The following is a 12,908-nucleotide window of genomic DNA, read 5'->3' on the forward strand; positions in this document are numbered from 1 at the left end:
CGCGAGGAGAGAGCCTTATACATCGATACGTCGAACGCAGTCCATGGACGATCTCCCTCCCGACTCCTCGTACCGGACGTACTTCGAGCAGTCACCGGTGGGCGTCTTCGTCGCGAACGAGCGGGGGGAGTTCCTCGACGTCAACGACAGAGGGTGCGAGCTGGTCGGCTACTCGCGCGAACAGCTACTCTCGATGAACGTCGCCGACCTCGTCGGGAGTCGGGGAGTGGCCGCCTTCGAACGCCTCGGAGAGACGGGCCGGGTCGAGGCAGAAGTCGCTCTCACGCGCGCCGACGGCCGGGTGGTGGAGGTGTCCCTCGACGCTGTGGCGCTCGACGAGGGAGACTACATCGCGTCCGTGACGGACATCTCCCAGCGGAAAGACGACGAGCGGCGACTGGTGCAGTACGAACACGCCGTCGAGCAGGCGAGTGACCTCATCGCGGCGGCCGACCGCGAGTACACGCTCCTGTTCGCCAACAGGCGGTACCGGCAGTTTCACGACCTCTCCGACGGCGACGTCGGCACCGTCACCCTGCCCGAACTCCTCGGGTCGGCGACGTTCGAGGCCATCGAATCGAAACTCGAGATGGTCCTCGACGGAGCGCCTCTCCGAGACGAGATAGGCCGGACGGCCGCGGACGGCACCGACCGAACGCTGGACGTTCAGTACTACCCGCTCGAACGCGACGACGGAGCGGTGTTCGGTATCGTCGCGACGATGCGCGACGTGACCGAACAGGAACGGCGTCGGCGACAGCTCACGCAGTTCGAACTCGCGATAGAGAGTTCGAACGACTGGATGGCGGCGGTCGACACCGACTTGAACCTCCTGTTCGCCAATCAGGGGTTTCGGTCGTTCCACGGCCTCGACGCGAGCGACGTCAGGGGCACGCCGCTGTCCGACGTTCTCGACGACTCCGCCTTCGACTTCGTCAGGAGTCGGGTGGCGACCCTCCGCGCCGGCGAATCGCTCACGTTCGAACACCAGACGGCGGTCGAGGGCGAGCGAATCCCGGTTCGGAGCGTCGTCTACCCGCTCGAAGACGACGACGGAGAGATTCTCGGCTTCGTCGCCGCTCTCCAGGACATCAGCGAGCTGAAAGACCGGGAACGGCAGTTACACGTGCTCGACCGCGTACTTCGGCACAACGTGAGAACCACGATGAACGTCGTGGCCGGCTACGCGGACCAGATTCGGACGGTCAGCGCCGACGCCGAGGTCGGAGAGTACGCGAGGACGATAATCGACCACAGCGAGCAACTGAACGAGATGGTGGCCAAAGAGCGGGAGATCACGAAGATACTCTCGGACCCGCCGCGCACGACACGAATCGACCTCACGCGGGAGGTGGCTGCGATCACGTCGGAGTTCGAACGTGCCCATCCGGAGGCTGTCATCTCGACCGAGGGACCGGAGACGAACGTGGAGGTACGCGCCGGAGCGCTCGGTCGGGCACTCAGAGAACTGGTTCGGAACGCGGTCGTCCACGCCGACCGCGAGCGGCCGGTCGTCGAGATTCGGACCAGCGTGACCCCCGAGACGGTCGACGTCCGGGTCGTCGACGAAAACCGGGCGATTCCGGAGATGGAACAGGAGGTCCTCCTGAAGCAGGCGGAGATCGAACCGCTCGTCCACGGGAGCGGGTTGGGGCTGTGGCTCGTGCACCTCATCGTGGACCGAGCGGACGGGACGCTGAGTTTCGAGGCGAACGAACCACGGGGCAACGTCGTCGGCATTCACGTGCCGAACGCCGAGGACGCGTGAGCGCGGTATCCGTCGCCGGAGCCCCGGCGTCTTCGACCCGGACTCGCGTCGTCGAGGGGAGTTTCGCTGCCGCCAAAAATCAGCTCAGCTCGGGCGACCCGCGTCCTTCCCGGGCGTTTCGGTCTCCTTCTTGGCCTTCCCGCGGAACGTGTCGATACCGAGGACGTTGTTGAGCGGACACTTCTGCGTGATGCCCGTCGCGAGGAGGACGGCGCCGACGAGGAGCGCGATACCAGCGACGACGAGACCGAGGGTCCCGGCCGCGATGGTGAACAGTCCTCCGAACGCCGCGGCGCCCGCGACGATGAGGAGCGGTCCGACGACGAGTCGGGCGATACGGTCGTAACCACCGACGTTTTTCTGCATGATTCTCACCTATCTCTACGTACGCCATGCGAGGGTATAACGAGGCGACCTGGTTCTCGAAAGCGGAGAACCGGGGGCGATTCAGCGGTCGTACCGACGCTGTCTGCCGCTGAGGCGTTTGTCCCAGTCGATCCACTCCTGCTCCCATCCGGTCGGCGCGAAGTACCCCGACTCGCTGAACTCGGCGTCCTCGCGGACCGTCCGGTTTCTGGTGACGCCGCTCCGCTGTTCGCCCTCGACCAGGAGGGGGTCGAACGCGACGGGGCCGTGTTCGTCCACCACCTCGCCCGCGGCGTCGACGCTGACGAGCGTCTGCTTCGGGCCGCCCATCGGGAGGACGAGTCGACCGTCGGGTTCCAGTTGCGAGAGGAGTCGTCGCGGCGGTTCGATGGCCGCCGCCTCCACGAGGATGCGGTCGAACGGCGCGTACTCGGGGAGTCCCTCCGCGCCGTCGCGACGGTCGACGAGGACGGCGGGCGACCCGACGGACTGGAGGTTCGCCCGCGCCGCGTAGACGAGTTTCCGGTCGATGTCGACGGCGTGGACGTGCGTCTCACCGACGATTTCGGCCAGCAGCGCGGGGGTGTAGCCGACGCCGGCGCCGACGACGAGCACGTCTTCGTCCGGTTCGGCAGAGAGCGCAGAGAGGAGTCGGGCGACGTTCGCCGGAGAGAGGATGGTCGACCCCTCGAAGTCGCCGGAGCGGTTCTGATAGGGGGCGTCCTCGACGAACTCGTGTCGCGGGACGGTTCGCATGGCGAGAGAGACGGACTCGGCCACGTCCATGCCGTGTTCGAGGCCGTCGACCATGTCTTCGCGCAGTACCGCGGGGTCCATAGCTCATCTCGGTGGTCCGCACTAATCAACCGCACGCTCCGGCCGGCGGCCGACGACGACGGCGCGTTCGTCGCCGGGCACCGACCGCACCGTCACGTCCGCGAACCCGGCGTCCGAGAGCCACGTCCGGTACGTCTCCTCCGCGTAGGCGTCGCCGCGGCCGACGCCGAGGGCGCGGACGCGCGCCCGGACGGACTCGGCGGACCCGTCGCGGAGGACGTCCACGAGGGCGAGCGTTCCGCCGGGTTCGAGGGCGTCGAACGCGCTCTCGACCAGCGTCCGGTTCTCGTCGGGGTCGAACCGACTCGTCGCGTCGGCGGCGAAGACGAGTCCGTACCCGTCGGCGTCGAAGGCGGGCACCGCGGCCGCCCGAGTCCGCACGTCGCGGTGTTCGAGCATCGGCGCGACGGCGTCGACGGCGTCGGGCACGTCGAGGAGCGTCGTCTCGTACCCGCGGGCGGCGAACTCCGTCGCGTACGCGCCGGAGGCCCCGCACACGTCGAGGACGCGTTCGGCGTTCGGCGCCGCGCGGACGGCCGCCGTGACGCGGGCGCGGACGACGGCGTCGTCCGTCGCGGCGTGCGCGCCGAGGCGGTTTCGCGTCCACTCCGGCGGGAGTTCCGGGGCGTCGCCCGTCGACATCGTCTCCGGGAGGGCGGTCCACAGGTCGAACAGGTCCAGTGCGTGCGGGAGGCGGCCGATGGAGCGCACGTCACGCTTGGCGAGGAACCCCAGCGCGCGGTTCGTTATCTCGTACTCGTCGTCGACGCGGCGGACGAAACCGAGGTCCGCGAGCGATTCGACGACGACGCGGGCGGCGTGTTCGGTCACGTCGGCCTCGCGGGCGACTGCCGCGGGCGTCCCCGCCGTGTCGAGGAGGGCGGTCAGGACGCCGCTTCGACGGGCGGCCCACAGCACGAACAGTTCCTCCGCGCCGAGCGACGACCGGTCTCGAGTCGGCATACACCCCCCGACGGTTCGACGGGTGAAAAGTCGGTCTCCTCGGGGCCGAACCGACGGGGAATCCGGCTGAAATACCTCCCTAACGAGTTCGAATTGCTAACTGTTTCAGACTGTTTCACGCACGTAATCGACAGACAGCGGCGCATCCGGTCGTCGTCCATTCCGGACAGTAACGGTCCGAAACGTGTTCTACTGTTTATGCACATCGCGGCAGTTCTCAGGGACGATGGGCGCCCGAGACTCCCCCGCACACGACTCGGCGTACGACTCGACGACCACCGGAACCAGACCCGGCGACGACCGGTCGGACCGGTACGTCCGCATCTCCCGCGACGACGCGTTCCACCTCCTCCAGAACGACTGCCGCCGCGCGGTCCTCCGCCTCCTCCTGACCGAGGAACGGGACGACCCGACCCCGCTCTCGACGCTCGCCGCGTTCGTCGCGGCCGTCAAGTACGAGGGCGGCGACTCGGACGCGGTCGGCGAGATACAGGAACGCGTGCGTATCGCACTCCACCACTCGCACCTCCCACTGCTCGCCGAACACGGCGTCGTCGACTACGACCCCGAGGCCGAGACGGTCGCGGCGGCACCGCTTCTGGCGGCCCTCGCGCCGTTCCTCTCGGACGGACTCGGCGGCGACGACGACCTCGTGGTCGACACGGTACAGGTCGAACGACACGGTCACCACGACGCCGTCGAGCACTGAACGGTCTCGCAGCATCGCTCGAAGAGAAGCTCCTCCTCCCGCAACCGCAGTCGTCGCGCGTCTACTCGCCGGAGAGCGTCCGCGACGGGCGGTTCACCAGGCGGACCACGCGGACGTGGTCTTGTCGGTGCCGTACAGGCGGTTGACGTCCTTCGCGTACACCATGTCGCCGTCGTGGTCGAGTTTCCCGTGGCGGTACTCCGGCGCGTCGTCGCGGACGTGAAGCGCCTTCACGAGGAACTTCTCGTCGCCGAACTCCTCCGTCTCGCCGACGACGAACTCGTAGTCGCCGGGGACGTTGACCTTGAAGCTCCGGGTGTCCTCGCGGTAGCCCGTCCCCTCCTTGGGGTTGACCGTGACGTTGACGGCGACGTTGTCGACGGCGCGGGTCCAGATGGTGTTCGCGTCCTCGACGCGGGCCTCCTCGGCGCGCTGTTCGGGGCCGACTTCGATCCCCGTGATGCGAACGAGCATGATGGCCTCGGGCGTGTCCACGATGAACTCCTCGCCGACGGCGATGGTCTCGCTCGCCGGCGCGTCGACCATCGTCGTGAACGAGTCGCCGTCCTGCGAGACGACGACCTTCCGTTCGACCTCGGTCTCCTCCTCGACGGCGACCTTGTGGACGTGACTGCACTCCGTACAGCGAACCGTCGCCTGTCCGCCCATCTTCAGCACCTCGTGAACCGTCTCCTCCTCGGGCGAACAGGAGGGACAGACGACCGCGATGCGGTCCTGCGTATCACTCATGCGCGCCTCTATCCCGTCACGCCGTAAAAGTCCGCCCCTCCGCGGGTCCCCGTGAGACGGTCTGTCTGACACGCGTCGACCGGAGTTTGATGTCGATGGCCCGTCACGTCCGCGTATGGTCTCCCGCGACACCAAACTCACCGCCGCCTTCGTCGTCCTCGCGACGGCGCTGTGGCTCGTTGCACAGCAGTTCACGACCGACTCGTGGGTCCTCTGGGCCGTCCTCGTCGGCGTCGGCGTCGTCGTGCCGACGGTGCTGAACGAGGTTTCGGACTGACCGACCGGCTGACCCGCCCGCTAGTTACGGGTGCGACGGCTCCGTCGACTCGCGCCGCCGACGCTCGTTCACCGAGGAAGTTCCACTTCCTCGCCGTCTCGCGGTGTCACCGCTCGACAGTTGGGAGGTCTACGACCTCCCCGTCCGCGTACACGGTCGGCTCTCTGATGATACCGTCCAGATGGAGTGGTGCCTCGGTGTCGCCGCCGATGCCGGCGTCGTCGCCGATGGCGATGTGGACCGTGCCCGCGGCCTTCTCGTCGAGGAGGACCGACCCGACCAGCGTCTCGACGCCGACGTTGGTGCCGATGCCCAACTCCGCGAGGTTGTAGGCGTCGCGGCCGACCTCCTCGGCGCCCGCCTCCACCTGTTCGCGGACGCTGTCGTCGGAGATGTCCGTCACGAAGCCGTCCTCCACCTCGAACCGGAGTTCCTGCCCCTCCTCCAGCAGGCCGTGGGGCATCATCGTCCCGTCCACGACGTAGGTCCCGTCCGCGGTCACCGGCGAGACGAACACCTCGCCCGCGGGGAGGTTCGAGAACCCGCCCGCCTCGTGGACGACGCCCGTGTCGGCCAACCAGTCGCGCGTTCCCGGTTCGAAGGTGATGTCGGTGCCCGCGGGCGTCGTCACGCGAATCACGCTCGCCTCCGTCACCTGCTGGAGGACGTCCAGACAGTGCTGCGAGATGACGTCGTAGTCGGCGTCTAACCCGGACAGGAACACCTCCTCGGTGATGCCCGGGAGCGTCGCGCCGCGCGCGCCCGCCTCGCAGGCGTCGCTCCGGGCGCGGGTGTGACTCAGGCTCTTGGTCGTCGGCGCGAGGAACACGTCCGCGGTGGCCATCGCGGCGGCGACGGCGGCGGGCGGTTCCTCGCCGTGCTGGTCGCCCGGTGGGTACCGCAGGAGGGTCGCGTCGTCCGTCACCTCCGCGGCCACGTCGTACAGCGCTTCGCCGATGGCTCGACGCCTGTCGTCGGTGACGACGACGCACGACTCGTCGGTACCGAGGTTCATACACTGCAGGACGGCCGTCTCCGCGCCGGCGCGTAACTCGTCGTCGGTCATGTCCCCGTGTGGGAGGCCCGCGGGGTTAGTCGTTCCCATCCCCGCCGCGTCGTGCGGTCCCGGCGACGACGGCCGACGACCGATTAGTAACTCACCTCCGCGAGAATCCTCGCCGTTACTCGCCCCAGAGTTAATTTCTGATAAAAAATCTCCGAAATAACTATGGCTGTCCGCATTCGACAGTCGACCGATGATACGAGTGGGTGTCAACGGCTACGGCACGATCGGAAAGCGCGTCGCCGACGCCGTGGACGCACAACCAGACATGGAGGTCATCGGTGTGGCGAAGACCCAACCCAACTTCGAGGCCCACACCGCCGTCAAGCGCGGCTATCCGATGTACGCCGCCATCCCCGAGCGGATGCCCCTGTTCTCGGAGGCGGGCATCGACGTCGAGGGCGCCGTCGACGAGATGGTCGCCGACGCGGACGTCGTCGTCGACTGCACGCCGTCGGGAATCGGCGCGGACAACAAGGCCCTCTACGAGTCGCACGACACGCCCGCCATCTTCCAGGGCGGCGAGGACGCCGACGTGGGCGAGGTGAGTTTCAACGCCCGCGCGAACTACGACGACGCCGTCGGCGTCGACTACGTCCGGACCGTCTCCTGCAACACGACGGGGCTCTCCCGCATCATCGCGCCCCTGCGCGAGGAGTACGGCGTGGAGAAGGTGCGCGCGACGCTGGTGCGCCGCGGCGGCGACCCCGGGCAGAACTCCCGCGGCCCCATCAACGACATCCTGCCGAACCCCATCCACATCCCGAGTCACCACGGCCCCGACGTGAACACCATCTTCCCGGACCTGTCCATCGACACGCTGGGACTGAAGGTGCCCGCCACGCTGATGCACGTCCACAGTCTCAACGTCACCCTCGAAGACGACGTGACCGCGGCGCACGTCCGGCAACTCCTCGAATCGGAGTCGCGCGTCTACGTCATCCCCGAGGGACTCGGCATCGACGGCGCGGGGAAACTGAAGGACTTCGCGCTCGACGCCGGCCGCCCGCGCGGCGACCTCTGGGAGAACTGCGTCTGGGGCGAGTCCATCGCCGTGGAGGGTCGCGACCTGTACCTGTTCCAGGCCATCCACCAGGAGTCCGACGTCATCCCCGAGAACGTCGACGCCATCCGCGCGATGACCGAGTCGGCCGAACAGGCCGAGAGCATGGTCACGACGGACGAACACGTCGGTATCGGCATCACGGGTGACCCGTCGGGTTTTAGCCACGAGGACGACGACGCCGTCGCCGAGACGGAACTCGCCGACGACTGAGCCACCATCGACGGCTCGCTTCGTCGGTCCTCGTCGGTCGCCGCCGGTTCAGACCTCGTAGAAGGCGACGTCGTCCGCTTCCGTGTCGAGGAGTGCGACGTGGTACGTGTCGTCCGCACCCGGTATCGGCAGTCCGCCGGGGTTGACGTGGACCGTCCCCTCTCGTTCGTCGTACGTCCGCTGGTGGGTGTGCCCCCGGAAGACGTAGTCGTAGCTCTCCGAGTCGACCAGTCCGTCCACCAGCGTTTCGCTCGTCCCGTGGTAGGCGGCCACCGCGACGCCGTCGAACTCGAACGTCGCGCACTCGCCGTGGTAGGTTCCGAACGAGTCGACGAAGTTCTCCAGTGCCCACTCGCCGTCGTTGTTACCGCGGACGGCGTGGAACTCGAAGTCGGCGTCGAAGACGTTCGCGGTGAACGGCGAGACGACGTCGCCGCAGTGAATCACCGTCTCGACGCCCGCGTCCTCGAACGTCTCCACCGCGCCGCGCGCCAACTCGAGGTTGTCGTGCGTGTCCGAACAGATGCCGACTCTCATACGCGGACGTTCGGCGGAATCGCGTAAGAAGGTTGGTGCGCGGGTCGCTCGGTGCCCGCGTCAGTCGTCGCGTTCGGTCGCCTCGCGGCTGGCGGCGATGAGGTTCTGCCGGTACTGGCTCAACGCCTCACCCATCTTCCGAACCTCCTCGTCGCTCATCGTGTCGTGTTCGTCGGCGTCGAAGAACGGCAGTTCCTCCTTCTCGGGAACGTCCATGACGACACCAAGCTGAGATATCTGCTGGTAGTAGTTCTCCAGCACCCACTCCTCGCCGTGCGCCGTCACCGCTTGCTCGATGTACTCCGCCGCCTCGGGGTAGTCGGCGCGTAAGTCGTCGGTCACGCGTGTGAGTATCACGCCCCAGAGATTGTGTGCTGGGGCCCGGCCAGTATCTGCCTGTATCTCGCACGTGGCACGCGAACCCGCCGAATCCGCCGAACGGTCGAACTCCTCCCGTCAGTTCCGCTGGAGGACTTCCACGCCGACCAGCGACGCGCCGGTCAACGCGCGGATGTACGCGCCGCCGGCGATGGAGACGTGGCCGAAGTCGTCCTCGCTCAGCCCGTACATCTCGATGGCGCGGGAGGTGTCGCCGCCGCCGACGACGGAGAAGCAGTCCGTCTCCGCGATGGCGCGCAGGACGCCGACCGTCCCCTTCGAGAAGCGTTCGTCCTCGAACAGGCCGAGTGCGCCCTTCACGAAGACGGCCTCGGAGTCGCGAACCACCTCGTCGTACGACTCGACGGTGTCGGTGCCGACGTCGAGGTACGCGCGGTCCTTCTCGTCGACGTCGTCGACGGCTATCTCGGCGCGTTCGTCGTCGTCGTCCTCGTACGCGAGGTCGACCGCGAGCGAAATCTGGTCGCCGCGTTCGTCTAGGAGGGACGCGATGGTCTCGTGGTTCGCCTCCCACTGGTCGTCGAACAGGTCCATGTCGCCGACGTCGAAGCCGACGTCGTGACCGGCAGCGCGGAGGAACAGTTCGCCCGCGATGCCGCCCAGCAGGAATCGGTCCACCGTCCCGCCGAGGTTGTTCATCACGTCGATGACGTCCGTCGCCTTCGTCCCGCCGACGACCATCGTCACCTGTCCGTCGAACTCCCGAGTGGCGATGGCGGAGTTGGCCTCGTACTCCGTCTCCATCACGCGCCCGGCGTAGGCGGGCAGTTCGAGGGGGAAACCGACGAGGGAGGCGTGCGACCGGTGCGCCGCCGAGTAGGCGTCGTTCACGTAGGCGTCGAAGTGCGGCGCGAGGGTCTGCACGAACTCCGTCTCGGCCTTCGTCTCGGGCTCTTCCTCGGGGAGTTCGTCGTCGCACATCCGCGTGTTCTCCAAGAGGAGTATCTCGCCGGATTCCAGCGACTCGACGGCCTCTATCGCCGCCTCACCGTAGGTGTCGGCGACGAACCCCACGTCGCGGTCGACGTGGGATGCGAGGATGGCGGCGTGCTGTTCGAGTGAGACGAAGTCGTCGTCGCCGGGGCGGCCCTGGTGGGCCATCAGGACGACGCGGTGGCCCGCCTCGGCGAGTTCGCGGACGGTCTCGGCGTGGCGTTCGAAGCGTCGGTTGTCCTGCACTTCGCCGTCCTCGACGGGGGAGTTCAGGTCGAGGCGGACGAGGACGCGCTTGTCGGGTTCGAGGTCGTCGAGTGTCTTGAACGTGGACATGTGTGTGGTGGTTCGAAAGACGAGGAGATTTCACTTAGTGGTGGGCGGTCGAGGCTCAGTCGGCGGTGACGAACTCGGCCACGTCGAGCATCCGGTTCGAGAAGCCGTACTCGTTGTCGTACCACGTCAGAATCTTGTAGAGGCCGCCGTCGTTCACCATGTTCGTGGACTGCAGGTCGACCGTCGAGGAGAACGGCAGGCCGACGATGTCCGAGGAGACGACTTCCTCGTCGGTGTAGCCGAGGACGCCCGCGAGGGGGCCGGAGTCGGCGGCGTCGCGGAACGCGTCGTTCAGTTCCTCGACCGACGGCGCCTCGTCGAGAGAGACGACGAGTTCGGTGATGGAGCCGTTCGGAACGGGGACGCGCATCGCCATGCCGTCGAGTTTACCCTCCAACTGGGGCAGAATCTCGGTCGTGGCCTGCGCGGCGCCCGTGGAGGTGGGGACGATGTTCTCGGCGGCGGCGCGGCCGCGGCGTGTCTTGGCCTTCGGGCCGTCGATGAGATTCTGCGACCCGGTGTAGGCGTGGACCGTCGTCAGGAGACCGGACTCGATGCCGAACTCGTCGTCCAGTACCTTCGCGACGGGCGAGACGGAGTTCGTCGTACAGGAGGCGTTCGAGACGACGTCCTCGCCGTCGTACTCGTCGTGGTTGACGCCGTAGACGATCTGCTTGACCGGTTCATCGCCCTTCGGCGGCGCGGAGATGATGACCTTGTCCGCGCCCGCGTCGAGGTGCGCGGAGGCGTCCTGCTTCGTGCGGAAGATGCCCGTGCACTCGAGGGCGACGTCCACGTCGAGTTCGTCCCACGGCAGTTCGGCGGGGCTCTGGATGTTGAACAGGGAGACGGCGGTGTCGCCCGCGACGAGTTCCTCGCCGTCGAGCGAAACCTCGTCGAGGCGGCCCATCACGGTGTCGTACTTGGCGAGGTAGGCCATGTCCTCGAAGTCCATCACGTCGTTGATGCCGACGAGTTCGACCTTCGGGTTGTCCATCACCGCGCGGAACACGTTCCGCCCGATTCGCCCGAACCCGTTCAGTCCGACTCGCACCACCTCGTCGTCGTCGACGTTCTCGCCCGCAGCGAGGTACGATTTTTCACTCATATCCGAGTTTTCTCCGGCAAGATACTTGAATCCCTGTGTCTCTGACCAGACCCGCGAACGGACGAAATCCGTGTCGTAAGAGAGTCGTACTGTCGCTTTAGCCTGAACAATGATGGAGTTCCCGCCCGTCGGCGGCGAACGAGAGTGATCAGAGAAACGCACGTTCGTTCACGACCGCGCACGTTCGGACGACCGGGCGACGACCGCGAATCGACCCGGCGTCGGCGTCGGAACCCGCCGGGGGGAGAAGGCTTTTGACAGAAAGTAACCAAAGGTCGCGTGCATGAGAGATGAACGCGACGATCCGTTCGACAACATCTTCGACGAGATCGAACGGATGATGAACGAGATGACCGGTGGTGACTCCACCGGGTTCGCCTCGGAGACCCACATCGACGTGTACGATGAGGGCGAGGCGGTTCGACTCGTCGCGGACCTTCCGGGTGTGGAGAAGGACGCAATCGACCTGAAGTGCGACGGCGAGACGCTCACGGTGAGTGCCGCGAGCGACCGCCGCGAGTACGACGAACGAATCCGCCTCCCGGTCCGGGTGGACGAACACTCCGCGAAGGCGTCGTTCAAGAACGGCGTCCTGCAGGTCACCTTCCAGAAGTCGGAGGACTCGGCCGCAATCGACGTCGAGTAGCGCGACACCTCGGTGCGACGATTTTCATTCGACCTTCGACCGTTCGGCAGTCTCCCGTATCAGCGCCGCCAGCCTGTCCCAGAAGTCCGCGTCGTACTTCTCGTGGTCGATGGTCGGTCGGGCGTTCGTCTCGGAGACGACGGTTCGGTCGTCGGCGACGAGGAGGTCGACGCCGAGGTAGTCGATTCCGAGCGTCTCGGCCACCGCGACGGCCAGTTTCTGATGTTCGGCCGAGACCGTGAGTTCGGTCGCCGTCGCGCCCCGGTGGACGTTGTGCTTCCACCGACCCTCGCCGAGTCCCTCGGGCAGTCGGCGTTCGACGCCGCCGACCACCTCACCGTCGACGACCATCACGCGGTAGTCCCGCGCGTCGGGGACGTACTCCTGAAGCAGGTACGACTTGTCGCCCGTCGCCCGGTAGTCGTGGACGAGGTTCAGGTAGTCGACGACGCCCAGCAGCGAGTCCACGTCGCGCACCTTGGCGACACCGACGCCGCGCGTGGCGGAGTTGGGCTTGACGACCAGCGGGAACGACAGGTCGGCGACGGCCTCGACCACCGTCTCCTCGCCGACGGGGTTCGACACCATCCGCGTCTCCGGGACTGGCAGTCCCGCCCGCGAGAGCGCGGCTATCACGCCCGCCTTGTTCCGCGAGGTGAGCACCGCCTCGCGACCGTTCACCCACGGTATCGGCGTCCGCGCGTCCAGCGCACCACCCTCCATCAGTCGCGTCGGGTAGACGAACCCCGCGTCGAACGACTCGCCGTCGTCGGTCAGTCGAATCGCCCGCTCCTTCGCGGGCAGGTGTTCGACGGTCACGCCTCGGTCCGCGAGTGGCCGGCGCATCCGCTCGAACGTCTCGCTGGACGTCGTCACCGCGAGTCGAAGCATCGGCTACGAGTTGGCGTGAGAGTGTAAAAGTGGCCGGGTCCGGCGACTC

At 67.1% G+C, this 12,908-nt stretch carries 15 protein-coding genes; 5 read left to right on the forward strand and 10 right to left on the reverse strand.

Features of this window, described 5'->3' with window-relative positions; all coding sequences use genetic code 11:
* The first annotated feature begins 43 nt into the window (after window positions 1-43).
* A complete protein-coding gene (locus BM310_RS03330; protein WP_089804607.1) occupies window positions 44-1,768 on the forward strand; it encodes a PAS domain S-box protein in 1,725 nt (574 codons plus the stop codon).
* Between the two features lie 84 nt (window positions 1,769-1,852).
* Here BM310_RS03330 and BM310_RS03335 read toward each other — a convergent pair whose 3' ends face one another.
* The 3 genes from BM310_RS03335 to BM310_RS03345 form a co-directional block, all read right to left on the reverse strand.
* A complete protein-coding gene (locus BM310_RS03335) occupies window positions 1,853-2,134 on the reverse strand; it encodes a YgaP family membrane protein (RefSeq protein WP_089806982.1) in 282 nt (93 codons plus the stop codon).
* Window positions 2,135-2,215: 81 nt separating this feature from the next.
* Window positions 2,216-2,971 carry a protein-L-isoaspartate O-methyltransferase family protein gene (locus tag BM310_RS03340; RefSeq protein ID WP_089804609.1) on the reverse strand — a complete coding sequence of 252 codons (756 nt, stop codon included), beginning with the start codon at window positions 2,969-2,971 and terminating at the stop codon, window positions 2,216-2,218.
* Between the two features lie 21 nt (window positions 2,972-2,992).
* Window positions 2,993-3,934, reverse strand: a complete 942-nt coding sequence (locus BM310_RS03345; protein WP_089804611.1) for a methyltransferase domain-containing protein — start codon at window positions 3,932-3,934, stop codon at window positions 2,993-2,995.
* Window positions 3,935-4,160: 226 nt separating this feature from the next.
* On the opposite strand from BM310_RS03345, the gene BM310_RS03350 reads away from it, so the two are divergent.
* On the forward strand, window positions 4,161-4,643 hold the full coding sequence (locus BM310_RS03350; protein ID WP_089804612.1) for a DUF7344 domain-containing protein: 483 nt from the start codon (window positions 4,161-4,163) through the stop codon (window positions 4,641-4,643).
* A gap of 93 nt (window positions 4,644-4,736) precedes the next feature.
* Here the strand turns inward: BM310_RS03350 and BM310_RS03355 are convergent, their stop codons facing one another.
* Entirely contained in the window at window positions 4,737-5,393 is a 657-nt protein-coding gene (locus tag BM310_RS03355; RefSeq protein ID WP_089804614.1) for an HVO_0476 family zinc finger protein, read from the reverse strand.
* Between the two features lie 115 nt (window positions 5,394-5,508).
* Here BM310_RS03355 and BM310_RS21205 point away from each other — a divergent pair, with 115 nt between their 5' ends.
* Window positions 5,509-5,670 (forward strand): hypothetical protein, encoded by a 162-nt coding sequence (locus tag BM310_RS21205; protein ID WP_177232519.1) that lies wholly within the window; start codon window positions 5,509-5,511, stop codon window positions 5,668-5,670.
* Between the two features lie 106 nt (window positions 5,671-5,776).
* On the opposite strand, the gene BM310_RS03360 is transcribed toward BM310_RS21205, so the two are convergent.
* On the reverse strand, window positions 5,777-6,736 hold the full coding sequence (locus BM310_RS03360) for an aminopeptidase (RefSeq protein ID WP_177232520.1): 960 nt from the start codon (window positions 6,734-6,736) through the stop codon (window positions 5,777-5,779).
* A 190-nt stretch (window positions 6,737-6,926) separates the two neighbouring features.
* Here BM310_RS03360 and BM310_RS03365 point away from each other — a divergent pair, with 190 nt between their 5' ends.
* Window positions 6,927-8,009, forward strand: coding sequence for a type II glyceraldehyde-3-phosphate dehydrogenase (locus BM310_RS03365; RefSeq protein WP_089804618.1), 1,083 nt, complete (start codon window positions 6,927-6,929; stop codon window positions 8,007-8,009).
* Window positions 8,010-8,057: 48 nt separating this feature from the next.
* Here the strand turns inward: BM310_RS03365 and BM310_RS03370 are convergent, their stop codons facing one another.
* The 4 genes from BM310_RS03370 to gap form a co-directional block, all read right to left on the reverse strand.
* A complete protein-coding gene (locus BM310_RS03370) occupies window positions 8,058-8,546 on the reverse strand; it encodes a metallophosphoesterase family protein (RefSeq protein ID WP_089804623.1) in 489 nt (162 codons plus the stop codon).
* Window positions 8,547-8,606: 60 nt separating this feature from the next.
* Window positions 8,607-8,888, reverse strand: coding sequence for a hypothetical protein (locus BM310_RS03375; RefSeq protein ID WP_089806984.1), 282 nt, complete (start codon window positions 8,886-8,888; stop codon window positions 8,607-8,609).
* A 114-nt stretch (window positions 8,889-9,002) separates the two neighbouring features.
* Window positions 9,003-10,214 (reverse strand): phosphoglycerate kinase, encoded by a 1,212-nt coding sequence (locus tag BM310_RS03380; protein ID WP_089804626.1) that lies wholly within the window; start codon window positions 10,212-10,214, stop codon window positions 9,003-9,005.
* Between the two features lie 55 nt (window positions 10,215-10,269).
* On the reverse strand, window positions 10,270-11,322 hold the full coding sequence (gene gap / locus BM310_RS03385) for a type I glyceraldehyde-3-phosphate dehydrogenase (RefSeq protein ID WP_089804627.1): 1,053 nt from the start codon (window positions 11,320-11,322) through the stop codon (window positions 10,270-10,272).
* A gap of 283 nt (window positions 11,323-11,605) precedes the next feature.
* Here gap and BM310_RS03390 point away from each other — a divergent pair, with 283 nt between their 5' ends.
* The gene (locus BM310_RS03390; protein ID WP_089804630.1) at window positions 11,606-11,968 is read left to right on the forward strand and encodes an Hsp20/alpha crystallin family protein; all 363 of its coding nucleotides are present in this window, start codon (window positions 11,606-11,608) and stop codon (window positions 11,966-11,968) included.
* Window positions 11,969-11,992: 24 nt separating this feature from the next.
* Here the strand turns inward: BM310_RS03390 and BM310_RS03395 are convergent, their stop codons facing one another.
* The gene (locus BM310_RS03395; RefSeq protein ID WP_089804632.1) at window positions 11,993-12,859 is read right to left on the reverse strand and encodes an ATP-grasp domain-containing protein; all 867 of its coding nucleotides are present in this window, start codon (window positions 12,857-12,859) and stop codon (window positions 11,993-11,995) included.
* Between the last annotated feature and the right edge of the window lie 49 nt (window positions 12,860-12,908).

Origin of the sequence: Halogeometricum rufum (assembly GCF_900112175.1) — an archaeon.
Taxonomy (GTDB): Archaea; Halobacteriota; Halobacteria; order Halobacteriales; family Haloferacaceae; genus Halogeometricum; species Halogeometricum rufum.